The sequence below is a fragment of the Kitasatospora sp. NPDC058048 genome (genome assembly GCF_042885555.1).
GTDB classification, from domain to species: Bacteria; Actinomycetota; Actinomycetes; order Streptomycetales; family Streptomycetaceae; genus Kitasatospora; species Kitasatospora lactacystinica.
In genome coordinates this window covers 18,374-45,010 of record NZ_JBHVRT010000012.1, presented here as the reverse complement: position 1 = coordinate 45,010, position 26,637 = coordinate 18,374, and the positions used below count along the sequence as shown (strand labels likewise).

Genomic DNA, 26,637 nt, shown 5'->3' with positions numbered 1-26,637 from the left:
GAAGGGGCCGGGGCGGCGGTGCGGGAGCGGTTGGCGGGCGCGGCGCGCGCCGCGCTGGGCGGCGGCCGCCGGCTGGAGACGGTCGAGCGGCTGACGGGCGGCAGCAAGAAGGGCGTGTACCGGCTGTTGATGGACGACGGGACGACGGCGGTCGCCTACCGCTGGGACCGGACCGAGAACCACTGGCCCGCGGCCGAGGGGGACGACGACCTCGCCGACCCGTTCTCGCCCGGACTCGGCCTCGACCTGTTCCAGGCCGCGCACGCGCGGCTGGGCGCGCTCGGCGTCCGCGTCCCGGCGCTCCGGTTCGTCGAGCGCGCCGGGGACCGGGACGGCGCCGGCACCCCGGACACGGCCGACCTCGCGATCGTCGAGGACGTTCCCGGCGAGAGCCTGGAGAAGCTGCTCGCCCGCGACCCGCGCGCCGCCGCCCCGGTGCTGGCCCGGCTCGGCGACGCGCTGGGCGCCATGCACGGCCACCGCGCGCCCGGCTACGGGAAGGTGGCCGTGGTCGACGGCGGAGGAACCTCGCACGGGCCGTCCTGCGAGGGCGTCGTACGGGACCGCGCCCTGCGCGACCTCGCGGAGGCGGCGGCGCGCGATCCCCGGATCGCCGGGGCCCGGGACCGCTTCGCGGAACGCCTGCGGGAGCTGGCGGCGGCGGTGCGGCCGCGCGCGGAGCACGCCGTGGTGCACGGCGAACTCGGGCCCGACCACGTGCTGGTGGACGCCGACGGCCGCCCGGTGCTGATCGACATCGAGGGCACGATGTACTTCGACGTCGAGTGGGAGCACGTCTTCCTGCGGATCCGCCTGCGCGAGGCCGGCTACCGGCCGCTGGCGGCCGACGGACTGGACGAGGACCGGCTCGCCCTCTACGCGCTGGCGCAGCGCCTCTCGCTGACGGCGGGACCGCTGCGCCTGCTCGACGGGGACTTCCCGGCCCGCGAGGCCATGGCCGGCATCGCCGAGCACAACCTGCGGCAGGCCCTGCGGCTGCTCGGCGACTGAGGGCCGCCGTCACCGGCCGGTCCCGGCCGGTCCCGGCCCGTCCCGGCCCGTCCGCCCGGAGACGAGCGCCCCGAGCAGCCGTGGCCGCGACATCGCCTCCTCGCCGGAGACCCGGCAGGAGCCCGTACGCCCTCGTCGGTTCGGGGGATTGCGGCGGGGGTTTCCGGCGCGGACGGGGCGGCGGGGGAATCCATGCCCCGGAAGGGCGCCGCAACCGGTCGTGCGCCCTCGGAAGGGAGAACAGTCATGCGTCGTCGGATTGCCGCGGTCGGGATGCTGGCCGCCGCCGGAGTGCTCGCGTTCGCCGTGCCCGCACAGGCGGCGACGGGGGTGCTGGTGGTGAACGGTGCGGCGCACCAGAACCCGGCCCGGGGGTGCTACCCGACCCTGTCGCCCGTACTCGTCCAGAACCTCACGGACGCGAGGGTCGACGTGTACTCCGCGGCGAACTGCCAGGGGTCGCTGACGCGGGAGATCGCCGCCGGGATGTCCGCGGCGACGGTCGGTTTCAGCTACTTCGTCAACTGACGCAGGAGCAGGACCGGAGCACGGGAAGTCGGCCGGGCCGACTTCCCGCGCCGTCACGAGGAGGTGCGATGGAGATCCCGGGGCCCGAACCGTGCGCCGACGGCGGGGTGGGAGCCATCGCGCGGGCGGGCGGCCTGCACGCCTACCAGCTGTGGCTGCACGCCGAGTACGGACCCGTCGCGCGGCTCCAGCTGCCCGGGGCCGGGACCGCCGTGTCGATCGCCGATCCGGTGCTGCTGGAGGCCGCGGTCCACCTCGACGAGCGGCCCCGGCGGCTGTTCTCCTTCCTGGACCCGCTGTTCGAGGCGGGCAACCTCCAGGTGCTCCCGGCCGACGAGCACGGGCCGTGGCGCCGGCTGCTGCTCACCGTCCTGGCCGGACGGCCCTCGCACGAACGGCACGTCGCCCGCTTCGCCGCCCTGGCGACCGGGCTCGCGGACCGCTGGGCCGCCCTGCCCGCCGGGCGGCCCGTCGAGCTCCAGCGGGAACTGGCCGGGCTCTCCCTCCGGATGGTCTGCGGCTACGCCCTGGGCGGCGAGGTCGAGGACCCGGACGGCGTGGTCGAGGCCTTCGAGGTGGTGCTCGCCGACCAGTTGGAGCGCCTCTACCGGGATCCGGCCGAGCACGCCCCGGAGCAGCACGTCGAACGGACCGCGCGGGCCCTCGCCCGGCTGCGGGCGACGGTCGACCAGGTGATCGCCGCGCACCGCCCGGACGGCCCGAGCGCCGGCGGCCCCGGCACCCGCGACCGCGGCGCAGGCGGCCCCGACACCGACAACCCCGGCACCCGCGACCGCAGCGACCTGATCGGCGCCCTCGTCGAGGCCGGCGAGAGCCCCGCGAGGATCCGCGACACCGTCCTCGCCGTGATGCTGGCCGCCCATCACACCACGGGCGTGGCCGTCTCCTGGACGCTGCACCTGCTCGCCGCCCACCCGGAGGCGGCCGCGCGCGTCACCGAGGAACTCGACCGCGTCCTCGGTGACCGCCCGGCGCCCGACCACGCCGACCTGCACCGGCTGCCGTACCTGGGGATGGTCCTGCGCGAGTCGCTGCGCCGCTACCCGCCCGGCCCGTACGGCGCCCGGTGGACCGCCGGTCCGCTGGCCGTCGGCGGGTACACCGTCCCCGCCGGGGCGGTGGTCCTCCTCCCGATCCTGGCCGTCCACCTGAACCCCGCGTACTGGCCCGAGCCGGAGCGGTTCCGTCCCGAGCGGTTCACCCCCGAGGAGTCGGCGGGGCGCCCCCGGCTGGCCTGGATCCCGTTCGGCCTGGGCCCGCGCGCCTGCGAGGGGGCGGGCCTGGCCATGACGGAGGCCCAGGTGGTGCTGGCCGTCCTGCTCAAGCGGCTCGGCTTCCGGCCCGAGCCGGGCCACCGGGTGGTCCCGGTCGAACGGTTCGTGCTGTGGGCCGCCGACGACATCCGCATGCTGGTGAGCCCGCGCGCCGCGGACGGCCCGTCCCGCTGAGTGGTCTGGCGGGAACTCCTATCGCGATATATCGTGAGTTCCCGTCCGTGTCGCCGACCCCGACGCGTGACGACCATCGTCGAGTTCAGGACGGGAAGTATGCCGGGAGAGATCGTGCCCGCCGGGACGCACTCCGGCGGCGGCCCGCAGCAGTCCGGGATGCGGGCCTCCCACGCCGACCGGGACCGGGTGGCCGAGCTGCTGCGGGTCGCGGCGGGCGACGGCCGGCTGACCCCGGACGAGCTGGACGAGCGCCTGGAGGCCGCCCTGTCGGCGCGGACGCTCGGCGAACTGGCCGGACTGACCGCCGACTTGCCGCCGGTGTCGATCTCCGCCGACGGGGTGGTGGCGGAGGTCAAGGACGTCCTGCGGATCGACCAGCGGTGGAGCGCGGTCAGGCGGGAGGGGCGCTGGGTGGTGCCGCGACGGCTGGAACTCTTCGTGGAGTGGTGCGACGTGACGCTCGACTTCACCCGGGCGGTGATCACCCAGGACACCCTGCGGATTGACCTGGACATGGAGGGCAAGACCCTGACGCTGATCACCGGGCCCGGCGTCGTGGTCGATTCCGACGCCCTGGCACTGGAGTTCAGCAGGGTCAGGAACGACCGGGCGCCGGACTCCGGCGGGCCGGTCGTCCTGCGCGTGGAGCTGGTCGGCAGGAAGCGCCACGGCCGGATCGTCGTGCGGCAGCCGCGGCGGACGGCCGGCCAGTGGCTGCTGCGCAAGCCCGTGGCGCTGCCTCCCGGCGGCTGACGGGCCGCCGCGGCGGCCGCGGGTTCGTGTCGTGCGCCGCAACCGTCGAGGTCCGACCGGTTCTGCCCTACCCTTCCTCCATGCTCTCTGTGGTGGTGGCCCCCTGGATGGGCGACTCGAAGCCGGTGTTCCTCCACAACCCGGACGAACTGCACGACGCCGCGAGCACGATGAAGGTCGCCGTGCTCGCCGCGCTCTGCCGCGCCGGCGTCGGTCTCGACGCCGAAGTCCCCGTGGTGAACCGCTTCGAGTCCGTCGTGGGCGGGGAGTTCGGCATCGACCCGGACCGGGACAGCGATCCGCTGCCCTGGGAGCTGCTCGGCACCCACGTCCCGCTCCGGCTGCTCGCCGAGCGGATGATCACCCACTCCTCCAACCTCGCCACCAACATCTGCCTGGCCCGCACCACCCAGCAGGCCGTCGCCGACGTGTGGCGCCGCGCCGGAGCCACGCACAGCGCCACCCCGCGCGGGATCGAGGACCACGCGGCGCGCGCCCGGGGCGTGCACAACCGGGTGAGCGCCCGCGACCTGGTCCGGCTGCTGCGCTCGCTCGCCGACGAGCCCGAACTCCTCGGCCTCCTCGAATGCAACGAGTTCCGGGTGGACCTGGCCGCAGGCCTCCCCTCCAACACCCGGATCGCCTTCAAGAACGGCTGGATCCCCGGCACCCGGCTCGCCGTGGGCCTCGTCCAGGCGGCCGACTGCCCGCCCTACCTGATCGCCGTCTGCTACACCGGCCCGCTCGCCGACGGCACGGACCGCACCGACCCGGCGGCCCGCCTGCTCGCCCGCATCTCCAAGGCGGTGTGGGACCGCCGGGACCAGATCAGCCGGCCGGTGCCCTCGGCCCGCCCGGCGCCGCTCCGTTCGGCGGGTTGATCCGTACGAGCCCGTGGCGGCCGGCGGGTTCGAAGCGGCATGCGGCATGCGGCATACGGCGTGCGCCGTCCAGCCGGCCGCTTGTCGGCCGGCGCGGTGACCCGGTCGAACAGGAGTGTCCGGCGTCCACCGGGGCGGAGGCGCCCGGCGCGTGACACTGCGGAGGATCCGCCGACGGACGGCCCGGACGTGCTCCGGGCCGTCCCGCTCGGGGCGTGCGCCCGGGAACCGGCTCCGATCGCACACGCATGACGGCCCTTCCGTTGCGGTATCGGATTGAAGGGTCCTGCTCAACTGCTGCGCGAGGGTTCGGGGGTGGTCGGCGTGTCGTCCCGGCTACGGATGTTCGCCCGGTGGATCACGGCGGTCGCGCTCACGGCGGCGTACGCGGCCCTGCACCTGCTGGTCAACGTGGGCGTGGGCCAGCAGGTCCGCGCGAGCAGGGCGGGGGCGCTGTGGTGCGGGGCGGTCGCCCTGGCGCTGCTCGGACCCGCCCTGTGGCTGCGGCACCGCCGACGGGCGGGGGTCGCCGAGATCGTCGCGCTCGTCGACCGCTACGGCACCCGGCGGCCGCGATGCCGGCGGGCCGTCCTGGCCGCCAACACCGCCGGGTGCGTGCTGGCCGGGGGCGGCGCGCTCGCCGTCGCCGTGTCGGAGCGCAGCGACGCGCTCCCGCCGGAGGCGTCGCTCCTGCTGCTGGCGGGCGGCGTCGCGACCGCGGGGGCCGGCCTCCTGCTCCTGCGCGGCACCCGTCCGTACGCGGCCCGCGGGGCGGCCCAGGCCCTGCTCCGGGACGGTCGCAGACCCGTGCTCTACCTGCGCAGCTTCGACGACGACGAGGCGGCCGCCCGGGTGGACGACAGGGCGAGGAGCGACCTCCGCGCGCGGGAGGTGCAGTTCGCCGCCGCGCTGGGCGCCGTCGGTCCCGTGATCGCGGTGGGGCGGCCGGGGGAGACCCTTCCGCTCCTGGGGGCGGCCCGGTTCTACCTGCCGCCCGACGACTGGCAGGGCACCGTGCGGCGGTTGATGGACCTGTCCCAGCTGATCGTGCTGCGGCTGGGGCCGGGGGAGGGGCTGCGGTGGGAGATCGGGGAGGCCCGGGCCACGCAGCCGCCGGCGAAGCTGATCCTGCTGGCCCCGCGCGGCTTTCCGGAGCTGGCCGGCCAGGTGAACGCGAGCCTCCCCACCCCGCTGCTGCCCAGGGAGATGGTCGTGGGCGGGCACTGGGTCGGAGCCGTCATCGCCTTCGACGCCCACTGGACCCCCCGGGTGTTCCCGGTGAAGGAGCGCAGGGGGCGGACGGCGTGGACGGCCCGGTCGGGCGGCTCCTCCCTGCGGACGCCCACCGTGCACCTGGTCCGCACCATCCACGCGGCGCTGGCCGCGACCGGGAGGCGGCAGCGGGCGATGGCCTGGAGGGCGCAACTCGCCACCAGGAAGGCCGACCTGGTGATGGCGGGGCTGGCCCTCGCGCTGGTCCTGCCGGGGTGGCTCGGGTACCGGATCCTGCAGTTGGCCGGTCGCTGAACCGCCCCGCCGCCCGGCTGCCCGCCCCTTTGCCCGGCCCGGCGACGCGCCGAAACGCGCCGCTGGGCCCGGGGCCGGGCCCGGGGCCGGGGTCGCGGCCGGGCGAAGGGGCCGGGGCCGCAGCCGTCAGTACGGCTGGACCAGGACGTGCGCCGCGCCCGGGATGCCGACCTTGAGGAGCTCGTCCTCCTCCGGCGTGGTCGGCGTGCCCGTCTCCTGCTTGAGGACGGCCCGCGACAGGGCCTGGACCCACATGGCGCGGGGGCGGCGGCGCTCCTCCCAGGCGGCGAGGGCGGCCGGCACGGTGTCGGCCGCGTCCAGGCTCAGGGCGAGCACGAGCGCGTCCTCGACGGCCATCGCGGCGCCCTGGGCGAGGTGCGGGGTGGAGGCGTGGGCGGCGTCGCCGGCCAGGACGATCCGGCCGACGTGCCAGGGCTCCTCGACGGTGACCTGGGAGATCCGCGAGTGCACCACGGCGTCCGGGTCGGTGATCAGCGCCAGCGCCTCGGCGATCGGCCCGCCGAAGCCGGCCAGCCGCTCGCGCAGCTGCTCGTGGGCGCGCTCCGGGTCCGGACGGAAGTCCTCGGCCTCGGCGAAGACCGAGCCCAGGTACATCTGCTCCGTGCTGATCGGGGTGAGCAGGGCCTTGGCGCTGAGGTTGCCGGAGGACATCACCACGCCCTGCACCTCGGGCGAACGCGGCAGCGTGACACGCCAGTTGGCGAAGCCGGTGTACTCGGGGGCGTACTTCTCGCCGTACAGGTGGCGGCGCAGCGGCGAGCCGATGCCGTCGAAGCCGACGACCAGGTCGTAGCGGCCGACGTGCCCGTCGGTGAGGGCGACCTCGACGCCGTGGGCGTCCTCGTGCAGGGTGCCGATGGTGGTGCCGAAGCGGACCGTGACGCCCGCCCCGGCGGCGGCGTCGGCCAGCACGCGGGCCAGCGCGGGGCGCGGGATGCCGTTGTTGGAGGGCACGTCGCCCATCCGGGGCTGCGGGATCCTCGCGAGGGTGGCGCCGGCCGGGTCGCAGATGGTCAGCACCTCCCACGGGAAGCCGACGGACAGGCAGTCCTCCAGGACGCCGATCTCGCGCATCACGTGCAGGGCGTTGGACGGCTGGATGATGCCGACGCCGAGGGCCTCCAGCTGCTCGCGCAGCTCGGCGACGTCGACCCGGTGGCCGCGCTGGGCGAGGGCGGTGGCGAGGGTGAGGCCGCCGATGCCGCCACCGTTGACGAGGACGCGCAGGGGTCTGGTCATGAGGGTCGCTCCGAAGGGAAGTTCGCAGGAGTGTGGGGGCTCGGCCGAGTACGGTCCGGCCGGGACCGGTTCAGCCGGCGCGCGTGGCGGCGAGGTCCATCAGGTGGTCGACCAGGGCGAGCAGCAGGTCCCGGCCGAAGGCGCGCTCGCGCACGTCCCCGAGCAGCATCGGCACCTGCGGGTCGAGGTCGAGCGCGGCCCGGATCTCGTCGGGGGTGCGGGTGTTGGTGTTGTGGAAGCAGTTGATCGCGACCACGAACGGGATGCCCCGGCTCTCGAAGAAGTCGATGGAGGCGAAGCTGGTCTCCAGCCGGCGGGTGTCGGCGATGACGATCCCGCCGAGGGCGCCGTTGACCAGGTCGTTCCACATGAACCAGAAGCGTTCCTGGCCGGGCGTGCCGAACAGGTAGAGGACCAGCTCGGGGCTGACCGTGATCCGCCCGAAGTCGAGCGCGACGGTGGTGGTGGTCTTCTGGTCGACGCCGGCCAGGTCGTCGATGCCGACGCTGGCCCGGGTCAGGTACTCCTCGGTGCGCAGCGGGGCGACCTCGCTGACCGAGCCGACCAGGGTGGTCTTGCCCACGCCGAAGCCGCCCGCGATCAGGATCTTGACGGCGGCCGGGGCGGTGGGGGCGTCGATGGCGGAGTGGGGTGTTGCCATGTTCAGAGTCTCCGGAGTCCTTCGCGTACGGCCGTGAGCAGGCCGAGGTCCACGCCCCCGGCGGCCCGGGCCACCGAGAGCGGTGCCCGGGCCTTCAGCAGGCCCTGGGAGACCAGGTCGCCCAGCAGGATCTTGGTGACCGAGACCGGGAGGTCCAGGCCCGCCGACACCTCGGCGACGGCGATGGGGCGCCGGCAGCGTTCGAGGATCAGCCGGTGTTCGGGCTGCAGGCCGCGAGCACCGGCGCGGCTGCCCCGCGCCAGGGCCGCGTCGGCCTCCGCCTCGACCGTGGTGAGCACGGTGATGAGGGTGAGGTCGTCGCGCTCGGGCGCGGTCCGGCCGCGGGTGATCGTGTACGGGCGCACCATGCTGCCCGTCTCGTCCTCCGCGTCCTCCTCCAGCTCGCTCCAGTGCGGCGCCGCGCCGCGTCGCCGGCCGTCGTCCCGGCCGGACCGCGGGCCGGCCTGCCGGCCGTCGTCGGGGCCGTCCCCCCAGGCGTCGTTCCCGTACGGTTCCACCCGGGTCAGCCCCGGTTCCGGGCGGCGAAGGCGTCGAAGGAGGCCGGGGCGGCGGGGGCACCCTCGCCGCGGACCGGGGTGGTGAGCTTCTGGCCGACCTGCTGCACCAGGGTGTGCATCGCGACGGACATCACCTCGGCGTCCACCTCCTGGGAGGCGACCACGGCCAGGTGGGTGCCCTGGGCGGCGGCGATGACGAACAGCCAGCACTCGGCGAGCTCGACGATCACCTGGTGCACCGGGCCGCCGTCGAACAGCGCCCCGACCCCGCGGGCCAGGCTCTGCTGGCCGGTGGCGACGGCGGCCAGCCGCTCGGCGTCGGCCCGCTCGATGGTGCGGGAGTGGCTGACCACGAGACCGTCGTCGGAGAGCAGGACGGCGTTCCTGGTCCCGGGCACCGAGTCGACGAGTCCGTCCAGCAGCCAGTCCAGGTCCTGGTGGGTGGCGATCGTGCGGTTCATGACTGGTCATCCGTTCGTGTGGTTCGGGTGTCCGCGGCCGGAAGGGCCCAGGGGGACGGGGCGGGCGCGGGAGCCGGGTGGCCGGCGGGTGCGGGGGAGGGGGCCGGCGGGGCGGTGGGCAGCGGGTGCTCGCCGCTGTCCTGGGCCCGGGCGGCGCGGGACTGGCGCTGGAAGGCGCCGATCGCCGCACCCGAGCGCCGCACCGGGCAGTCGGTGCGCTCGACCGGGCCCGCGGGCGGGGCGGCGGCCCCGGCGGCGGGCCGCTCGACCCACGACGACCGCTCCGGCGGGGGCACCCGCAGCTCGGCCGCCAGGCTGGCCTGCCGGACGCGCTGCGGCAGTGGGGCCTGGCCGCCCTCGGCCGGGCTGAACGGCACCGAGGTCCGGTACTCGCGGCGCTGCCGGCGCTCGGCCAGCCGGTAGTGGTCGGCCGGGCGGTACTGCTCGTCGGCGTACGGGGCCTCGGCCTCGGTGACCCGGGCGTAGGCGATGTCCGGGTAGGCCGGGGTGTCCAGGGCGGGTGCCGGGTCGGCCGGGGAGCTGTGCTCGATCGGCTGCTCCGGCCGGACCGGCGGCCCGGAGGGGTGGGACGGCTCGGAGCCGAAGGCCTGCCCGGACTCGTAGGCCTGCCCGGACTCGTACGGCTGGTAGGCCTGCTCCTGCGGGAAGGGTTGTTCGGGCTGGTAGGGCTGCTCCTGCGGGAACGGCTGTCCCTGCGGGAACGGCTGCCCGTGCGGGAACGGCGCCTCCGGCAGCGGGATCTCGTGGACGGTGGCTTCCGGCTCGGCTTCGGCGATCGTCTCGGCGGTCGTCTCCGCGCCCGCCTGGACACTCGCCCCGATGTCCGCCCCGACGCCCATCGAGGACAGCGGCAGCGGCACCGGAGCGGCCTGCGGGACGAAGCCGCCCTGGCCGAAGGAGTCCAGGCCGAAGGAGTCCACCGGCGCGACCGGCGGACCGGCCGGCACCGGGGCGGGCGTCTCGTCGGAGGCCGAGCGCACGGCCCGGCGCGAGCGGCGCACCAGCGGGATGGGCTCGGTGGCCGTACCGCCGGCGCCGTCCGGCAGTCCGGTGTCGCCCTCGATGACCAGTTCGTCCGGGACGAGCACGACCGCCCGGGTGCCGCCGAAGGCGGACGGGCGGAACTCGATCCTCAGCCCGTGCAGGGCGGCCAGCCGGGAGACCACGTGGAAGCCGAGGCGGATGTCGTCGGCCCGGGCCAGCACGTCGGTGCGCGGCGGGCGGCTCATCAGTTCGTTGGCGGCGTCGTACTGCTCCGGGTCCATGCCCAGGCCCCGGTCCTCGATCTCGATCGCGAGCCCGCGGCCGACCACGGCGGCGCGCACCTCGACCGGCGTGGGCGGCTTGGAGAAGGTGGTGGCGTTCTCCATCAGTTCGGCGAGCACGTGCGCCACCGGGCCGACGGCCCGTTCGGACAGCCACGGGTCGCCCTCGATGTCGATCGAGATCCGGCGGTAGTCCTGCACCTCGCCCTGTGCGGCGCGCAGCACGTCCAGCAGCGGGACGGGCTTGCGCCAGCGCCGCTGCGGCTGGCCGCCGGCCATGATGACGAGGTTCTCCTCGTACCGGCGCAGGCGGGCGGTGAGGTGGTCGAGGTCGAAGAGGCCCTCCAGGACCTCCGGGTCGTCGTGCTTGCGCTCCAGTTCGTCCAGCTTGCGCAGCTGGCGGCCGATCAGCAGCTGGGTGCGGCGGGCGATGCGCTGGAGCAGCCGCTCGAAGCCGCGGTGCTGCTCGGCCTGGCCGACGGCGGACTCCAGGGCGGCGGAGCGGGCCAGGTTGAGTGCCTGGCCGAGCCGGGCCAGCTCGTCGGTGCCGTTGCCGTGCGGGCCGGCGGTGATGGTGCGGGTCTCGGCCTCGACGTCCACCTGCTCGCCGCGGCCGAGGCGTTCGACCACCTCGGGCAGGGTGCGCTGCATCTCCTCGGCCTGGGTGTGCAGGTCCTTGATGCGGCGGCGCAGCGAGCGGCTCAGGCGCCAGGAGGCGATGACGACCGCGACGACCGTGATCAGGCCGATGACGGTGGTCAGCACGACCCGGGTGAGCATGCCGATGATGGCGCTCTTGGCGACCTCGATGATGCCGTTGGTGCGGTCCTCGATGGCCTTGACCAGTGGCGGGTTGAGCCCGTCGAGGGCCTGGCGCCACTGGTCCTGGGTGGCCGGGAGCTTGACGGTGCCGGCGGCGTCGGCGGCGGTGGGCTTGAGCAGGGCCTGCTCGACGGCGGCCTTGGCCTGCCAGGACGGGCTGTTGACCAGGTCGTGCCAGGCCGGTGCTTCGGCGTCCGGGATGTACGGCAGGACCTGGACGTTGAGCAGGTGGTCCTGCGCGCCGATCAGCTGCTGGACCTGCTGGTAGTCGGTGGCGGACAGCCGCCCGGTGGGCCAGCCGCGGGCCAGGACGGCGTCCTCGCGGGAGATCATCTCCTTGGCCCAGAAGGAGTTGACCAGGGTCTTGGACAGCCAGGTGACCTCGCCGGTGTCGACCCGGCTGAGCGCGGTGAACAGCCGCAGGTCGACGCTGATCAGGTCGGTGTAGTAGGCGAAGACGCTCTGCTGGTCGGTGGTGGCGCGGTCGACGGCGGCACGCTGTTCGGCCAGCTTGCCCATGGCCTGGCGGGCTTCGACGACGGCGGAGCGGACCTCGGCGGGGGCGTTGTCGGCGGTCGCCCCGGAGAGGGTCTGGAACTGCCGCACCGCGTCGTCGGTCAGCTGGCGCTGGCGGCGCAGCTGGTCGGCGTTGGAGCCGGGCCGGGCGAGCGCCTCGGCGCTGAGCCGGCGCTCCTCCTGGAGGTTGTAGTAGACGATGTTGGACGGTTGGCCGGCCTTCTGCGCGACGGTGGCCTGGTCGGCCAGTCGCTGGAAGTCGGCGATGGTCTCACCGCTGGTCACGGCCCAGAGGGCGACCAGGGCGATGCTGGGGACGACGGCCAGGACGAGCAGCGCCGTCCGCAGGGACAGGCGTGGACGCCTGCGGGGGCCCTTCGGCGTCGGGGGCCGCCGATTCGCACGCGCGCGCAGAGCTGACTCCTTGGGGCTGGCGGCCGGCCGGTGAGGGGCGGGCCGTCCGGGCACGGTTTTTTGACGAAGCGATACTAGTCATACCGTGTGATTGGAGTGAAAATCCGTTCGCTGCCTGGGCCGTGCTTGCACACGCGGTGAACACAAGGTCACTCGACCGTTGACGGTGCGTATGCGGAGGAGGCGGTTCCGGGCCTGCTCGACACAGTGTCGTCGCGGCGCCCGGCCGGCGGGTGGCCGGGGTGTGAAAACTGTGTGACGCCCCGTCGCGCGGCCCCCGGGCGCCCCGTCAGTGCGCCAGCAGGCGGGAACGGGTGGCCTCCAGCTCCGCCGCCAGCACCCGCCCGGCCGCCTCCGGATCGCCGTCGTGCAGGGCTCGGACGAGGTCCGCGTGGGCGTCGTAGCCGTGGTCCGGATCCTCCGCGCGCAGGCCGAACAGGCCGACCAGGGCGACCAGCTGCTCGCGCAGGACCGGGGCGAACTGGGCGAACAGGTCGTCCAGGACGGGATTGTGCGCGGCCGCCACCACGGCCGTGTGCAGCGCGATGTCGGCGTCCACGAAGGCGGCGTCGTCCGCCCCGCCCGCCGCCCGGCGAGCTGCCAGCGCGGCGTCGAGCGCGGCGAGGTCCGCCCCGGTGCGGCGGTCGGCCGCCAACCGGGCCGCCTGCACCTCGACCACCGTCCGCACCTCGTAGACGTGCGCCAGCTCCGCGCGGCGCAGCCGGGCGGCCCAGTCCCCGGTGGGCCGGTCGGCGGTGACGTAGACCCCGGAGCCCTGGCGGCTGCGCACCATCCCGGCCGCCGCGAGGGTGCGCAGCGCCTCCCGGACGGTCGAGCGGCCGACGCCCAGCTCCTCGGCCAGCGCCACCTCGCCCGGCAGCTTCCCGCCCACCGGCCACTGCCCGGCCCGGATCTGCTCCTCCAGCCGGGCGGCGGCCTGTTCGGCGAGGGGGGAGGGGCGGAGCGCGGCCATCGGGTTCACCTGTCAGGTTGTCTGAGGACTTTGGTCGTGGTTACTCTACCCGGCATGCAGCCGTGGACGCTCCCCCCGGGGGGCCTTCTTCTTGGCGGCCGCAGCGGGGCGTGACCGGACCGGCACCCCGCTGCGGCGCGCCGTCCTGCCGGTCTCCGGTGTCCGCCCCGAGCGAGGAACCCCGTCATGCGACCGCCCGTACGCTTCCCCACCCTGCACGCCCCCGCCGGGCCCGTCCCGGCCGCCGCCCCCGCCTGGAACCCCCAGCGCGGCGGCACCATGCCCTCCCACCGCTACCGCCCCGCGCACGAGCGGGTGCACGTGCCCGCCCTGCTGCGCCGCTGGCCCGGCCGTCGCATCGAGCGGGCCCCGCTGTGGGTGCCCGTCGACCTGCGCGACGGCAACCAGGCACTGGCCGAGCCGATGGACCCGGCGCGCAAGCAGCGGATGTTCGACCTGTTCCTGGCCATGGGCTTCAAGGAGATCGAGGTCGGCTACCCGTCCGCCAGCCGCACCGACTTCGACTTCGTCCGCCAACTGGCGACCACCCCCGGAGCCGTGCCCGAGGACGTCACCGTCGTGGTCTTCACGGCGGCCCGGGCCGACCTGGTCGAGCGCACCTTCGAAGCCGTCGCGGGCCTGCCCCGGGTGGTCGTCCACCTGTACACCGCCACCGCGCCGCAGTGGCGGGAGGTGGTCCTCGGCAAGGAGCGCGCCGGGCTCCGGGCGCTGATCACCTCGGCCGCGACGCTGATGGCCAGGCTGGGGGAGGGCCGGGACGGCCTGCGGTTCCAGTTCTCGCCCGAAGTGTTCAACCTGACCGAGCCGGACTACGCGCTGGAGGTGTGCAACGGGCTCACCCGGCTCTGGGACGCCTCGCCCGAGCGGCCGGTGATCCACAACCTGCCGGCCACCGTCGAGATCGCCACCCCCAACGTGTACGCCGACCAGATCGAGTACATGGACCGCCACCTGGAACGGCGCGAGGCGGTGATCCTCTCCGTCCACCCGCACAACGACCGCGGCACCGGCGTCGCCTGCGCGGAACTCGCCGTCCTCGCCGGCGCCCAGCGGGTCGAGGGCTGCCTGTTCGGCAACGGCGAGCGGACCGGCAACGTCGACCTCGTCACCCTGGCGCTCAACCTGCACACCCAGGGTGTCGACCCGATGCTGGACCTCTCCGACATCGACGCGATCCGGCGCACCGTCGAGCACTGCAACCGGCTGCCCGTCCACGAGCGGCACCCCTACGCGGGCGACCTGGTGCACACCGCCTTCTCCGGCACCCACCAGGACGCCATCCGCAAGGGCTTCGCCCGGCACGCCGAGACCGCCGCCGCGCTGGGCGTCCCGCAGCGGGAGGCGCCCTGGTCGGTGCCGTACCTGCCGATCGACCCGGCCGACCTGGGGCGGGACTACGAGGCGGTGATCCGGGTCAACAGCCAGTCGGGCAAGGGCGGGATCGCCCACCTGCTGCAGGCCGCGGAAGGGCTGGAACTGCCCCGGCGGCTGCAGATCGACTTCGCCCGGGTGGTGCAGGAGGCCACCGACGACAGCGGACGGGAGATGACGGCGGAGGAGCTGTACGGACTCTTCCGGGCCGAGTACCTGGACGCGGGGGCCGGCCGGCGGTGGCGGGTCGGGGACGACTGGGCCGAGGTCGACGGCCGCCGGGGCACCGGCGCCGGGCCGCTGGACGCGCTGGCCGACGCCGTGGGGGCGGAGATCCTCTCCTTCGGCGAGCACGCGGTGGGCTCCGGGCGGGACGCCGTCGCCTACGTGGAGGCACGGGTCGGCGGGCCCGGCGGCGGGGTCGTGTGGGGCGCCGGGCGGGACGCCTCGGTGCTCACCGCGGGCGTACGGGCGGTGCTGAGCGCCGCCTCGCGCCGCTCGGCACGGAAGGCATGATGGGCCGATGACCTCTTCACTCCCCACACGCAGTCAGGCCGTCGCCGAGGCACTGGCGGTGGCCGGCGTCCCCGGCGAGATCCGCGTCCTGCCCGACTCCGCCCGCACCGCCGCCGAGGCCGCCGCCGCGCTGGGCTGCGAGGTCGGCGCCATCGCGAACAGCCTGGTGTTCATTTGTGACGGCGCGCCACTACTGGTGATGACCAGCGGCGCCCACCGGGTCGACACCGCCTATCTGGCACGGCAGTTGGGAACCGGCCCGATCGAACGCGCCACCGCCGCCCAGGTCCGGGAGGCCACCGGCCAGGCCATCGGCGGCGTCGCCCCGACCGGCCACCCGGCGCCGCTGCGCACCGTGGTCGACACGGCGCTCGACGCGTACGAGGTGCTCTGGGCCGCCGCCGGACACCCGCACACCGTCGTCCCGATGACGTACCGGGAGTTGCTGAACGTGACGGGCGGGACGCCATCCACAGTGGTCGTCGAACAGACGCAGGATCCGACAACCGCACAATCCGATCGGCTCTGAAGCTGCGCATACGTTCGGTAGGCGGATACTGGAGGAGTGGGGCGAATCGATCCGGGCGTCGCCGACAGGCCGCCGGAAGGGTTCGACCACCGGTAACGGCCTCCAGTTCCCCGCAATTCGCGCCGTCGGTGCGGGTCGTGGGCGCGCGGAGGGCCGACACGACGAGAGAGAGAAGCCGTGATGAGTTACTTCGGCCGTGGAGGAGACAGAGACCGTGGTTACGGTCGTGATCGTCGGGACCGTGGTCGTGACCGCGACCGCCGTGGTCACCACCGTCGTCGTTTCGGTTTTTGGTGACAGCGCTTTCGGCTAGGACTGCACACGGCAGGTCCGACCAGCGTCACCCCAGGGGCCGGCGGTGCTACCGCCGGCCCCTCGCCCTGGGGTCGCCGGCGCCTCCGCACGGAGGATGACGCGGCCCCACCCCGGTACGGCGGGTCCGGATCCCGGAACGTCGTTTCCGGATTCCGGAACGACGTCTCCGAGAGCAACGGGTCGTGTCCATGCGCGATGTGACGCCCCCGGGCGACCGGGCGGCCGATGAGGTCGACAAGGCCGCCGAGGCCGCCGAGGCCAACAAGACAAACAAGGCCGCCGAGGCAGACAAGCCCAACAAGGCCAACGAGGCCGACGACCAGGGACCGGTGGCGGAATCGCCGGTCATACCGCTGCGGGAGCTGATCCGCCGGTTCTGGCCGTGGGTGCGCCCCGACGCGCGCTGGCTCCCGGTGAGCGCGGCCCTGCTCGTCGTCGGCGCCTTCGGGGAGGTCGTCTCGGTCTGGCTGTTCAAGGACCTCATCGACGACGTCCTCGTCCCCCGGCACTTCGGCGACTTCTGGCCGCTCGCGGCCCTGATGCTCGGTGCGGCCGCCGTCGCCGCGCTGTTCACCTTCGCCGGCGCCTACACCAGCACGAGGACCGCCGAGCGCTACATGCTGCGGCTGCGAACGGACACCCTCGCCCACCTGCACACCCTGCCCCCCGACACGCTGGGGAGCCGCTGGCGCGGCGACCTGGTGGCGCGGCTCACCGTCGACATCGCCGAGATCGAGCAGATGGTGGCCACAGGGCTGGTCGACGGTGCGGTGGCCGTCGTCAGCCTGCTGCTGTTCACCGGTGCCGCGTTCTACCTGAGCTGGCCGCTCACCCTGGCCGCGCTGCTGGCCGCCCCGCTGTTCATCCTCTCCAGCAGCCTGTTCGGACGCGTCATCCGGCGCCGGGAACGGCGCGTCCAGCGCCGCGCCGGAGGGGTCACCGCGCTGCTGGAGGAATCCCTGCGCAACGCCATGGTCACCCGGACGTGCGGCCAGGAGAACCGCGAGGTCGAACGGGTCCATCGGGAGGGCCGGGCCCTGCTCGACGCCGAACTCGCCGCCGCCCGGGTCGCCGAGTTCTACCAGCCCTTCCTCGGAGTGCTTCAGCTGCTCGCCGGGCTGGTCGTGGTGGGTGTCGGCGCGCTGGAGGTCATCCACGGACAGCTCAGCCTCGGCGGCCTGCTCGCCTTCGCCGCCTTCATGGCCCAGCTGTTCGAGCCCGTCCAGCAGCTCGCCGCACTCATTCCGCTGGCCGGCACGGCCTGCGCCTCGGGCGAACGCGTCCTGGAACTGCACGAGATCCGCAGCCCGGTGCAGGAACGTCCCACGGCCCGGGACACCGGCCCGGTCCGGGGCCGGATCACCTTCCAGGGCGTCCGCGCCGGCTACCCCGGTGCCACGGGCGTTCCCGGACCGCCGGTCCTGGCCGACCTGGACCTCGACCTGCGCCCCGGCGAGAGCCTGGCCGTCCTCGGGCCCAACGGCAGCGGCAAATCCACCCTCGCCAAGCTCCTGGTCCGCTTCCTCGACCCGCAGGCCGGCACCGTCCGCCTCGACGGGCAGGACCTGCGCGACCTCACCCTCGCCTCACTGCGCCGAGCGGTCACCCTGCTGCCCCAGGAGGCCCCGCTGTTCCACGCGAGCATCGCCGACAACATCGCCTACGGCCGCCCCGACGCCCCGCCCGCCGCCGTCGAACGCGCCGCCCGCAACGCCGACGCCCACGACTTCGTCACCGCGCTCCCGGACGGCTACCGCACCGTGATCGGCGCCGACGGCTTCCAGCTCTCCGGCGGGCAGAGCCGGCGCGTGGCCATCGCCCGCGCCTTCCTGCGCGACTCCCCCGTGCTGGTCCTGGACGAACCCACCAGCGGCCTGGACGTGCACACCGTCGCGCAGCTCGTTCCCGCGCTGCGCCGCCTGATGGCCGGGCGCACCACCGTCCTGATCACCCACGACCGGGCCCTGCTGCCGCTGGCCGACCGGGTGCTCGACCTCGGGTCGCCGGAAGCCGCCCGCGACGGCGCCGGGAGGGCGGCCCGCCCCCGTCCCCGCCCCGGCCACGTCGCCGCGCTCCGGGCCCGGGAGCCGCGGGAGCACTGAGCCCCGGGGCCGGGGGCTGGGGGCTGGGGGTCGGGGGCGTCGCCCGGCCGGGGATACTGGCGCCATGCTGTTGACGTGGATCGCCGAGCTGGCGGACGAGCCGCTGGCGCTGGAGCCGGACGACCACCCGGTGGAGTGGGAGACCAACACCTGGTGGCTGACCGCCGAGGTCGAGGACCGGCGGGCGCTGAGCGTCCCGGAGGTGGTGGCCGCCTTCGAGCGGACCGCCGCCCTGCTCCGGGACCGGGTCCGGGCGCTGGGCCACGACGGGCCGGCCACGTTCTACGTCTGGCACGACGACCAGGCCGGGCAGCTGCGCTGCTCGACCGGCTCGGTCGGCCCGGACGACCTGCCGTTCGGCGGCGCGTACGAACCGGTGGCGGACCTCGGACCGATCGTCGCGGACTACCTCGCCGACGCGGAGCCCGGCGTCACCAGGATCACGGACGAGGAGGAGGCGGAGGGGGAGGAAGCGGCCATCCCGCCGTTCCCCGTCTGGGTCCGTGCCGTCGGGTCCGGCAAGGACCCAGGAGACCGGCCCTACACGCCGAGGTAGTGCAGGACGGCCAGGATGCGGCGGTTGTGGTCCGTGGTGCGGGGCAGGTCCAGCTTGTCGAAGACGGCGTTGAGGTTCTTCTCCACCGCGCTCAGCGAGACGTGCAGCCGCTGCGCGATGGCGGTGTTGGTCCAGCCCTCGGCGAGCGCCTCCAGGACGCTGCGCTCCCGCGGGGTGAGCCGGGCCAGCGGGTCGGTGCGGGTGGTGTGCACCACCAGGCGGCGGACCACCTCCGGGTCGATCACCGCGCCGCCCGCCGCGACCCGCACCAGGGCGTCCAGGAACTCCTCGACCTCGGCCACCCGGTCCTTCAGCAGATAGCCGACCCGCTCCGCGCCGGCGTCCAACAGCCGGGCCGCGTAACCGCGTTCGATGTGCTGGGAGAGCACCAGGACCCCGACCCGCGGCCACCGCTCGCGGATCTCCACCGCCGCCCGCAGCCCCTCGTCGGTGTGGGTCGGCGGCATCCGGATGTCCACCACCACGACGTCCGGCTGCTGCTCCGCCACCGCCGCGGTCAGCGCCGTCGCGTCGCCCACCGCGGCCAGCACCTCGTGCCCCTCCTCGGCGAGCAGGCGGACCAGGCCCTCCCGCAGCAGGGTCGAGTCCTCGGCGAGGGTCACGCGCATGGCAGCTCCGCGGTGATGACGGTCGGGCCCCCGGCGGGGCTGTGGACGTGGAGGGTACCGTCCAGCGCGGCCACCCGCCCGCGCAGGCCGGTCAGGCCGCTGCCGGCAGGATCCGCGCCGCCCGCGCCGTCGTCCTCCACCCGCACCGTGAGCAGGCCGTCGGCCCGCTCGACCCGGGCCGAGACCGCCGAGGCGGCGGAGTGCTTGGCGGCGTTGGTGACGCACTCCGACACCACGAAGTAGGCCGCGGTCCGCACGGGTTCGGGGAGCGGGCCGGCCACCTCGTAGCGCAGCCGCAGCGGGATGGCGCACCGCTCGGCCACCCCGCCCAGCGCCTCCTCCAGCCCCAGGGTGTCCAGCGCCGACGGGTACGCCCGCCAGGCCACCTCGCGCAGCTCGGTCAGCACCTCCCGCGCCTCCCGGTGCGCCTGGCGCAGCAGCGCCTCCGTCCGCTCCGGGCCCTGGTGGCGGTCCAGGCCGCGCCGCACCCGGCCGAGCAGCATCGCCAGCGCCACCACCCGCTGCTGCACGCCGTCGTGCAGATCCCGCTCGATCCGGCGCCGCTCGGTGTCCACCGCCCGCACCACCGCGGCCCGGCTGTCCGCGAGTTCGGCGATCCGGCGGCGCAGCAGCTCGGCCTCGGACGGCCCGAAGCACTCCCGGGCGGTCCGGGCGTCCAGCGCGGCCAGCGAGAACAGGCCCTGTACGGCCAGGAAGAGCAGCACCCCGCCGAGCAGCACCTGGGTCGCCAGCTCCTCCCAGCCCAGCGAGCCGCGCAGCACCCCGCCGACCAGCAGCACGGCCAGCGCCAGCCCGAAGACCAGCAGCCCCAGCACCACCCCGGCGACCAGCCCGCCACCGCTGCGCACCACCAGGTAGCGCAGCAGCCTGCGGTCGTCCGCCCGGTAGTGGCGGGGGAAGCGGTCGCCGAAGAACACCCTGCGCCGGGCCCGCTCCAGGGCGGCCAGCCGGCGCACCCCGGACAGCAGGCCCGGCGCCGCGTACGGGCGGGTGCGCGGCCAGAGCAGGAACGGGCCGAGGACGGCGCCGGCCAGCAGCAGGTACAGCGCGGCGAGGGCGGCGCTCGGGCAGCCGAGCAGAACTCCGGCTGCGCGGCGCGGCCATGACGTGGTGTCTGCTCCATCCCCCTGCACGGGGTTCGAGCTTACGGGGCCGGTGGCGCCGGTGGGACCGATGGGGCCGATGGGGCCGATGTGCGCGGTGCCGTCCGGGGCGGGGTGTGCGGGGCCGGCCCGGTCCGGCGTGTCGCCCGGGCCCGCAGCGCCGTCCGGGGCGGTCACCGGGTGCGGCGGTGCTGGGCGGCGCTCTCGCCGCCGCGGCCGCGGACGCGCATCACGACGTACCCGGCCACGGCCAGCACGACCACGACCAGGACCGCCTTGGAGAGCAGCCCGACGTACGTCTCCACCACGTCCCAGCGGTCCCCGAGCAGGAAGCCGGCCATCACCAGCACGGTGTTCCACACCAGGCTGCCGATCGTGGTCAGCATGACGAACGCGGGCAGCGGCATCCGCTCGACCCCGGCCGGCACCGAGATCAGGCTGCGGAAGATCGGAACCATCCGGCCCAGCAGCACCGCCTTCGTCCCGTGCCGGGCGAACCAGGCCTCGGTGCGCTCCAGGTCGGAGGCCTTGACCAGCGGCAGCCGGGCCCAGATCGCGTGCATCCGCTCCCGGCCGAACAGGGCGCCCAGCCAGTAGAGGACGACGGCCCCGGTGACCGAACCGAGGGTGGTCCAGGTCAGCGCGGACGCGAGGCTGATCACGCCCTGCCCGGCGGCGAAGCCCGTCAGCGGCAGGATCACCTCGCTGGGCAGCGGCGGGAAGAGGTTCTCCAGCGCGATCGCCAGGCCGGCCCCGGGGCCGCCCATGGTGTCGACCAGGTCGGCCGCCCAGCCGGCGAACCCGTCGGCGGGCTGCTGGGCGATGGCGAGGACGGTGTGCGGCATGCGGGGCTCCAAGGTGGTCGGGGGACTGCTCGTCCCCGGCTGGCTCCACGCTAGAAACCGCAGGTCAGTGGCGGTATGAGGGTTTCCGGCGAACCTCCTGCGGTTTCCCGCAGCACGCCACCCCGCGGTTTCCCGCAGGGCCGCGGATACCGGGTGGCGACGGCCGCGGTCGTCTTGTCAGGATGTCGCCATGAACGACGCCTTCACCCTGGCCTGGCGGTACGCCACCGGGCTCGTCCACCCCGAGGACCTGCCGATGGCCGCCGCCGAGCTGCTGGCGGCGGGAGTCGGTGCGCAGTCGGCCGCGCTGTGCGACCTGGCGGGGCGTCGGGGCCGCGGCGAGCGCTCGGCCGAGCTCAGCGGGCTGCTGTGGCAGGCGATGGCCGAGCTCGGCCTGCCGGTGCCGGACGACGACTTCGTCGGGCGCTGCCTGCTGCACCGCACGGCGGCCCGGCTGGTGTCGGAGGAGATCACGTCGGGGGACGCCGTCAGCGAGCTCTGGCGGGCGAGCGGCGGGGCCGCTGACGCGGCGGAACAGCGGTTCGCGGCGCTGGCCGACCAGGTCTGCTGCCCGGACTGCCTCGGCGACCGGGAGTCCGGGGCGCGGCAGGAGTGGGAGCGGGAGCTGCGGGCGGCGGCCGTCGAGGTGGCGTCGGCGGCCGACCACGGGTTCACCGTCTCCTGGTACCGGGACTGACCGGCTCGCCGGGAGGCCTGGACCGCCCCGCCGGGAGCCCTGGGCCGGCTCGGCGGGAGCCCGGGAGCCCGGGAGCCGGCTCCGCGGGCCGGCCGGCGGCTCAGCGGCCCAGTGCGGTCACGGTCTCCCGGGTCAGTTCCCGCGCCCGGGCGACCGTGGCCGTCAGCTCGGCCGCCGATCCGCCGGGCGCGGCGAGCAGGCCGCGCACAGTCGTGCCGAAGTCCGCCGGAGTGTCCGGCAGTTGCTCCGCAACGGCCAGGGCGCCCTTCTCGTTGAGGCACCAGCGGCGGTGGTGGGCGTGGAGGGCCTGGACCAGGATGCCGACGGCACGCGACAGACAGAGCGAGACGTGCAGGGCATCGGCGCGGGCGGCGCTCTTCGCGGCGGTGTCGAGCAGGAAGCCGGCCTCCCAGGTGGCCGCGGTGAGGGCGTCGCGCAGCGGCTCCGGATAGTCGGCGGCCTGCTCCTTGAGCCGCGTCAACTCCCCGGTGGGGTCGGCCAGCGGCAGTCCGAGGGCGACCTCGCCCGGGTAGCAGGGCGACCAGAAGCCGAGCGGGTGGCCGGCCTGCGTTCCCACCTCGAAGCGGCCCCGGCGGCAGTCCGCCCACACCCGCCCGACCCGGTCGAGGTCCCGCAGGATCCAGTCCACGGCGACACCCTCGACCCGCAGCCACGCACCGCCGTTCACCCACGGGCCCCAGCCGCCCGGCCCGGCCACCTCGACCTCCGGCCCGGCGAGCGCCCGCAGCGCGTCGAGGTCGGGGGCGCCCCGGTAGTACACCCCGAGGTCCCAGTCCGACTCCGGCCCCTCCTCGCCCCGGGCCCGGCTCCCGCCGAGCATCACCCCCACCACGCCCGGCACACGGGCGAGTTGAGCGGCCATGTGCTCAATGACGGTGCGCATGGGGAGAGTCTGCCAGGCGCTTCGGCGCCCGCCCGGGGAATTACGGCACCCGCCCGGTGTGTCATGGAGGTTCGGGCGTCCTGGCGGGGCCCGGCGTCGTGGCGGTGTCCGGAGAGTGACGGTGTCCGCAGGCGTACCCACTCCTCGCCACTCTCAACGTACAGCGCACGGGGGGCCTTGCCACAAGGCCCCGGTGCTGCCGCAGAATCACCGGCTCGAGGACGCAATCCGAGGGAACGGGGAGTCACGACGTGCGAGTGGTGTTGTCGACGTACGGGTCGCGCGGGGACGTCGAGCCGATGGCCGCGCTGGCGCTGCGGCTGCGGGAACTGGGCGCCGAGGCGCGGGTGTGCGCGCCGCCGGACGAGGAGTTCGCGGCCCGGCTGGCCGAGGCCGGGGTCGAACTGGTGCCGGTCGGGCAGTCGGTGCGTTCGCTGGTCAGCGGGCCGCCCCCGGCGCCCTCGGAACTCCCCGAGCGTGCGGCCCGGTTGGTCGAGCAGTTCCACGCGGCGGTGCTCGGGGCGGCCGAGCCGGGCGGTGCGGTCGTGGCCACCGGCCTGTTCCCGGCGGTGGCCGGAGCCCAGGCGGCGGCCGAGCGACTGGGCGCCCGCTTCACCTGCGTCGCCCTCCAGCCGACCATGCTGCCCTCCCCGCACCACCGGCCGTTCGAGTACCCGATGCTGCCGTACCCGCCGGAGGTGACCGACCCCCGGGAGCTGTGGGAGCTCAACATCGGGACGATGAACGTGCTGTTCGGCGCGGCGGTCAACACCCACCGGGCGGCCGTCGGACTGCCCGTGGCCGACAACGTCCGGGATCACGTCCTCACCGGGCGGCCGTGGCTGGCCACCGACCCGCTGCTCGACCCGTGGCCGGGCCCGGCCACGGGCGGGGGCGCGGCCGGCGCTGCCTGGCCCGAGGCGGTGCAGACCGGCGCGTGGATCCTGCCGGACGAACGCCCGCTGCCCGCCGACCTGTCGGCCTTCCTGGCGGCCGGCGAGCCGCCGGTGTACGTCGGCTTCGGCAGCATGCCGCTGCGCGACCCGGTGGACGCGGCCCGGGTCGCCGTCGAGGCGGTCCGGGCGCAGGGCCGGCGGGTGCTGTTCGGCCGCGGCTGGGCCCGACTGGCCGAGGTGGACGGGGCCGAGGACTGCTTCGCGGTCGGCGAGGTCAACCAGCAGGCGCTGTTCCCGAAGGTCGCGGCCGTCGTCCACCACGGCGGCGCGGGCACCACCACCACGGCCGCCCGGGCCGGCGTTCCGCAGGTGCTGGTCCCGCAGATCGTGGACCAGCCCTACTGGGCCTCGCGGGTGGCGGAGCTGGGCATCGGCGCCGCCCACGACGGCCCGACCACGACCACCGGATCCCTCACCGCGGCTCTCCGCCTCGCCCTCGCCCCCGCCACCCGTGAGCGCGCCGCCGCCGTCGCCGCCGGCATCCGCACGGACGGTGCGACGGTGGCCGCGAAGCTGCTGCTCGGCTGAGGGGTGGGCGAGGAGTGGGAAGTCGGCCCGGCCGACTTCCCACTCCCGCCGCCGTCTCAGGAGGCAGGCTCCGTCAGGTACCGGGCTCCGGCGTCCGGGAGCGTGTTGCCGTCCTTGTCGAAGAACTGCCAGGACTTCGCCCGCATCGTCCCCGGGCGGGCCACCACCATCGCGCGGATCGGGGAGTCGGCCACGGTGACGAACGCCGGCTCGGTGGTGCTGCCGTCCGCCCAGGTCACCACCACCCGGCCGACGTCCGGGCCGAGGGAGAGCAGCACCACGTCGAGCGGGGCCACGGTGTCGCCCTTGCCCCGGTGGCCGACCAGGCCGCCGCCGAAAGCGGTCCGGCTGCGCGGGTCGACCCTGCCCGGGGCCGGCTGGGTGCCCTCGGAGTCGTGGGACTGCCGCACCCCGTCCACCATGAAGTAGACGTTGGTGACGTCGGAGTCCGGCTGCCAGTACTGCCGGACGTACTCCGGCGTCGGCTCGGGCACCGCCGGGTCGTACCGGCTGCGCTCCTCCCACACCGCCGTCGCCTGCTCGAACGCCCGCCGCTGCGGAGCCTGCGGCCACAGCGCCTCCCACAGCTGCCACTGCTTTCCGTCCGGGGTCAGGCCCTGGCCCAGCAGCACCCGGACCGGGGCGAGCGGGTCCCGAAAGGCCGGGGCGGTCCCGTCCGGCGGGATGGGGTAGCCCCAATCGGGAGTGCGCTCCGGCGTGGGGCCGGGCGTCGGGGAGAGCGCGGCGCCGACGCTCGCGGCACCGATTCCGTGGGCGGGTGCCCCGCCCGGGCGCAGCTGCGTCAGCGCACCTCCGGTCAGGGCCACCACCGAGGCCAGCACCGCCGCGCCGACCACCGTACGGCGGCGGTGCCGCAGCCGGCGGCCGCCCGCCACGATGTCCGCCACCGGCGCCGGGCCGATGCTCGCGCCGGCCGCCGCCTCGGCGAGGCCGAACCCCACCCACAGGTCCTCGCCGTCGTCCGCTCCCGTACCCACCCCGTCCGGCTCCCGGTTCATGCCGCTCCTCCGATCCGTGTCGTGTCCTTGAGTTCCACCAGCGCCGTGACCTGCCGCAGCCGTGCGATGCCCTTCGCCGCGTGGCTGCGCACCGCACCCACCGAGCAGCCCATGGCCGCCGCCGTCTGGCTGTCGCTCAGGTCCTCCCAGTGCCGCAGCACCACCGCCTCGCGCTGGCGCGGCGGCAGGGTGGCGAGTGCGGCCAGCAGGGCCCCGCGCTGGTCGGAGCGGGCGAAGCCGTCCTCCGCCCCCGCCGTGTCAGGCACCGCGTCCACCAGCAGCTCCGGCGCCCGGCGGCGCCAGCGCCGGGCGTGCTGGTTGACCAGGATCCGCCGCACGTAGGCGTACGGATCGTCGGCCCGGCGCACCTTCGCCCAGGCCGCGCAGGCCTTCTCGGCGGCGGACTGCACCAGGTCCTCGGCCGCGTACTGCTCGCCGGCCAGCAGGTACGCCGTCCGTACCAGGCGCGGCCAGGCCGCGACGATGAACGCCTGGAACCCGTCATCCCGATCGCTCTTCGCTTCTCCCATGAGCACCTCCGATCACCTCCTTCACCCGTCCAGAGCCCCGGGGAGGCCGGAAGCGCTTACCGGGTGGGTGCGGCGGCTTCAAACTGCTTGGGGAACGGCGGCAAGGGCACTACTATCCGCCGGATGATCATTTCTCATGATGTAGCAGGCAGTGGGCCCGCCGTGGTGCTGCTGCACTCCTCGGTGTGCGACCGGCGGATGTGGGACGCGCAGTGGCAGCCGCTGATCGACGCCGGGTACCGGGTGGTCCGCTGCGACTTCCGCGGCTTCGGCGACACGCCGCTCGCGGACGGCCCGTACAGCGACACCGGGGACGTCCTGGCCCTGCTCGACCACCTGGGCATCGAGGCCGCCGCCCTGGTCGGCGCCTCCCACGGCGGCCGGATCGCCCTGACGACGGCCGCGCTGCGTCCCGAGGCGGTCACCAGGCTGGCCCTGCTCTGCGCGGGCATCCCCGGGCACCGGCCCAGCGACACCCTGCGCGCCTTCGGCGGCCGGGAGGACGAGCTGATCGAGGCCGGGGAGATCGACGCGGCCGTCGAGCTGAACGTCGAGTCCTGGCTCGGCCCGGAGGCCGACGAGCAGACGCGCGCGCACGTCCGCCGGATGCAGCGTCACGCCTTCGACGTCCAGATGGAGGCGACGTTCGGCCCCGACCGCGAGGACGTCGACCTCGGCCGGATCACCGCCCCCACCCTGGCCGTGGCCGGCGCCCACGACTTCCAGGACTTCCGCGACATCGCCGCCACCCTCCCCACCCTCCTCCCCGATGCCCGCCACCAGGAACTCCCCTGGGCCGGCCACCTCCCCAGCCTGGAGCGCCCGGCCGAAACCACCGCCCTCCTCCTCGCCTTCCTCGGCGAGTCCGCCCCGGCCGCGCAGTAGCGCTCACAGGCACCGGAATCCCGGTGC

At 75.1% G+C, this 26,637-nt stretch carries 25 protein-coding genes; 13 read left to right on the top strand and 12 right to left on the bottom strand.

Annotated elements, in window-relative coordinates; all coding sequences use genetic code 11:
* Positions 1-114 precede the first annotated feature (114 nt).
* From ACFVVA_RS15590 to ACFVVA_RS15565, 6 genes are all read left to right on the top strand, one after another.
* Positions 115-1,011, top strand: a complete 897-nt coding sequence (locus tag ACFVVA_RS15590; protein WP_387689945.1) for a phosphotransferase family protein — start codon at positions 115-117, stop codon at positions 1,009-1,011.
* A gap of 246 nt (positions 1,012-1,257) precedes the next feature.
* Positions 1,258-1,539 (top strand): hypothetical protein, encoded by a 282-nt coding sequence (locus ACFVVA_RS15585; RefSeq protein ID WP_387689734.1) that lies wholly within the window; start codon positions 1,258-1,260, stop codon positions 1,537-1,539.
* Between the two features lie 68 nt (positions 1,540-1,607).
* On the top strand, positions 1,608-3,008 hold the full coding sequence (locus tag ACFVVA_RS15580; RefSeq protein ID WP_387689732.1) for a cytochrome P450: 1,401 nt from the start codon (positions 1,608-1,610) through the stop codon (positions 3,006-3,008).
* A gap of 99 nt (positions 3,009-3,107) precedes the next feature.
* Entirely contained in the window at positions 3,108-3,764 is a 657-nt protein-coding gene (locus ACFVVA_RS15575; RefSeq protein ID WP_387689730.1) for a DUF1707 domain-containing protein, read from the top strand.
* An 80-nt stretch (positions 3,765-3,844) separates the two neighbouring features.
* Positions 3,845-4,645: a serine hydrolase gene (locus ACFVVA_RS15570; RefSeq protein ID WP_387689729.1), complete on the top strand. Its 801-nt coding sequence runs from the start codon at positions 3,845-3,847 to the stop codon at positions 4,643-4,645.
* Positions 4,646-4,921: 276 nt separating this feature from the next.
* Positions 4,922-6,172, top strand: a complete 1,251-nt coding sequence (locus ACFVVA_RS15565; protein WP_387689727.1) for a transferase — start codon at positions 4,922-4,924, stop codon at positions 6,170-6,172.
* A gap of 126 nt (positions 6,173-6,298) precedes the next feature.
* Here the strand turns inward: ACFVVA_RS15565 and ACFVVA_RS15560 are convergent, their stop codons facing one another.
* The 6 genes from ACFVVA_RS15560 to ACFVVA_RS15535 all read right to left on the bottom strand — a co-directional run bounded on the left by ACFVVA_RS15560 (position 6,299) and on the right by ACFVVA_RS15535 (position 13,083).
* On the bottom strand, positions 6,299-7,432 hold the full coding sequence (locus tag ACFVVA_RS15560) for an FAD-dependent monooxygenase (protein ID WP_387689726.1): 1,134 nt from the start codon (positions 7,430-7,432) through the stop codon (positions 6,299-6,301).
* Positions 7,433-7,502: 70 nt separating this feature from the next.
* A complete protein-coding gene (locus tag ACFVVA_RS15555) occupies positions 7,503-8,093 on the bottom strand; it encodes an ATP/GTP-binding protein (protein ID WP_387689725.1) in 591 nt (196 codons plus the stop codon).
* Between the two features lie 2 nt (positions 8,094-8,095).
* A complete protein-coding gene (locus ACFVVA_RS15550) occupies positions 8,096-8,611 on the bottom strand; it encodes a DUF742 domain-containing protein (RefSeq protein ID WP_387689723.1) in 516 nt (171 codons plus the stop codon).
* 5 nt (positions 8,612-8,616) lie between these two features.
* Positions 8,617-9,072, bottom strand: a complete 456-nt coding sequence (locus tag ACFVVA_RS15545) for a roadblock/LC7 domain-containing protein (RefSeq protein WP_387689721.1) — start codon at positions 9,070-9,072, stop codon at positions 8,617-8,619.
* A complete protein-coding gene (locus ACFVVA_RS15540) occupies positions 9,069-11,981 on the bottom strand; it encodes a nitrate- and nitrite sensing domain-containing protein (RefSeq protein ID WP_387689719.1) in 2,913 nt (970 codons plus the stop codon). Before ACFVVA_RS15540 ends, ACFVVA_RS15545 begins: the two co-directional genes overlap by 4 nt.
* Before the next feature lie 418 nt (positions 11,982-12,399).
* Positions 12,400-13,083, bottom strand: a complete 684-nt coding sequence (locus tag ACFVVA_RS15535) for a FadR/GntR family transcriptional regulator (RefSeq protein WP_387689717.1) — start codon at positions 13,081-13,083, stop codon at positions 12,400-12,402.
* 186 nt (positions 13,084-13,269) lie between these two features.
* Between ACFVVA_RS15535 and ACFVVA_RS15530 the strand changes: the two genes are divergently transcribed.
* The 4 genes from ACFVVA_RS15530 to ACFVVA_RS15515 all read left to right on the top strand — a co-directional run bounded on the left by ACFVVA_RS15530 (position 13,270) and on the right by ACFVVA_RS15515 (position 18,493).
* Positions 13,270-14,991, top strand: coding sequence for a 2-isopropylmalate synthase (locus ACFVVA_RS15530; protein WP_387689715.1), 1,722 nt, complete (start codon positions 13,270-13,272; stop codon positions 14,989-14,991).
* A gap of 7 nt (positions 14,992-14,998) precedes the next feature.
* Positions 14,999-15,520 carry a YbaK/EbsC family protein gene (locus ACFVVA_RS15525; RefSeq protein ID WP_387689713.1) on the top strand — a complete coding sequence of 174 codons (522 nt, stop codon included), beginning with the start codon at positions 14,999-15,001 and terminating at the stop codon, positions 15,518-15,520.
* Between the two features lie 503 nt (positions 15,521-16,023).
* Positions 16,024-17,937, top strand: a complete 1,914-nt coding sequence (locus ACFVVA_RS15520) for an ABC transporter ATP-binding protein (RefSeq protein ID WP_387689944.1) — start codon at positions 16,024-16,026, stop codon at positions 17,935-17,937.
* 64 nt (positions 17,938-18,001) lie between these two features.
* On the top strand, positions 18,002-18,493 hold the full coding sequence (locus tag ACFVVA_RS15515) for a hypothetical protein (protein ID WP_387689711.1): 492 nt from the start codon (positions 18,002-18,004) through the stop codon (positions 18,491-18,493).
* Here the strand turns inward: ACFVVA_RS15515 and ACFVVA_RS15510 are convergent.
* From ACFVVA_RS15510 to ACFVVA_RS15500, 3 genes are all read right to left on the bottom strand, one after another.
* Positions 18,478-19,122, bottom strand: a complete 645-nt coding sequence (locus ACFVVA_RS15510) for a response regulator (RefSeq protein ID WP_387689709.1) — start codon at positions 19,120-19,122, stop codon at positions 18,478-18,480. The genes ACFVVA_RS15515 and ACFVVA_RS15510 overlap by 16 nt on opposite strands.
* Complete coding sequence (locus ACFVVA_RS15505) at positions 19,113-20,276, bottom strand: sensor histidine kinase (RefSeq protein WP_387689707.1); 1,164 nt, start codon at positions 20,274-20,276, stop codon at positions 19,113-19,115. Before ACFVVA_RS15505 ends, ACFVVA_RS15510 begins: the two co-directional genes overlap by 10 nt.
* Before the next feature lie 143 nt (positions 20,277-20,419).
* A complete protein-coding gene (locus tag ACFVVA_RS15500; protein ID WP_387689705.1) occupies positions 20,420-21,091 on the bottom strand; it encodes a DedA family protein in 672 nt (223 codons plus the stop codon).
* 190 nt (positions 21,092-21,281) lie between these two features.
* On the opposite strand from ACFVVA_RS15500, the gene ACFVVA_RS15495 reads away from it, so the two are divergent.
* Entirely contained in the window at positions 21,282-21,788 is a 507-nt protein-coding gene (locus ACFVVA_RS15495) for a hypothetical protein (RefSeq protein WP_387689703.1), read from the top strand.
* A 100-nt stretch (positions 21,789-21,888) separates the two neighbouring features.
* On the opposite strand, the gene ACFVVA_RS15490 is transcribed toward ACFVVA_RS15495, so the two are convergent.
* Positions 21,889-22,692, bottom strand: a complete 804-nt coding sequence (locus tag ACFVVA_RS15490; protein ID WP_387689701.1) for a nucleotidyltransferase domain-containing protein — start codon at positions 22,690-22,692, stop codon at positions 21,889-21,891.
* 251 nt (positions 22,693-22,943) lie between these two features.
* On the opposite strand from ACFVVA_RS15490, the gene ACFVVA_RS15485 reads away from it, so the two are divergent.
* Positions 22,944-24,176: a glycosyltransferase gene (locus tag ACFVVA_RS15485; RefSeq protein ID WP_387689700.1), complete on the top strand. Its 1,233-nt coding sequence runs from the start codon at positions 22,944-22,946 to the stop codon at positions 24,174-24,176.
* A gap of 56 nt (positions 24,177-24,232) precedes the next feature.
* On the opposite strand, the gene ACFVVA_RS15480 is transcribed toward ACFVVA_RS15485, so the two are convergent.
* Together ACFVVA_RS15480 and ACFVVA_RS15475 are read right to left on the bottom strand one after the other, a co-directional pair.
* Positions 24,233-25,195 (bottom strand): hypothetical protein, encoded by a 963-nt coding sequence (locus tag ACFVVA_RS15480; protein ID WP_387689698.1) that lies wholly within the window; start codon positions 25,193-25,195, stop codon positions 24,233-24,235.
* Positions 25,192-25,725 carry a SigE family RNA polymerase sigma factor gene (locus ACFVVA_RS15475; protein WP_387689696.1) on the bottom strand — a complete coding sequence of 178 codons (534 nt, stop codon included), beginning with the start codon at positions 25,723-25,725 and terminating at the stop codon, positions 25,192-25,194. Before ACFVVA_RS15475 ends, ACFVVA_RS15480 begins: the two co-directional genes overlap by 4 nt.
* A 123-nt stretch (positions 25,726-25,848) precedes the next feature.
* On the opposite strand from ACFVVA_RS15475, the gene ACFVVA_RS15470 reads away from it, so the two are divergent.
* Positions 25,849-26,610: an alpha/beta fold hydrolase gene (locus ACFVVA_RS15470; RefSeq protein ID WP_387689694.1), complete on the top strand. Its 762-nt coding sequence runs from the start codon at positions 25,849-25,851 to the stop codon at positions 26,608-26,610.
* Positions 26,611-26,637: the final 27 nt, after the last annotated feature.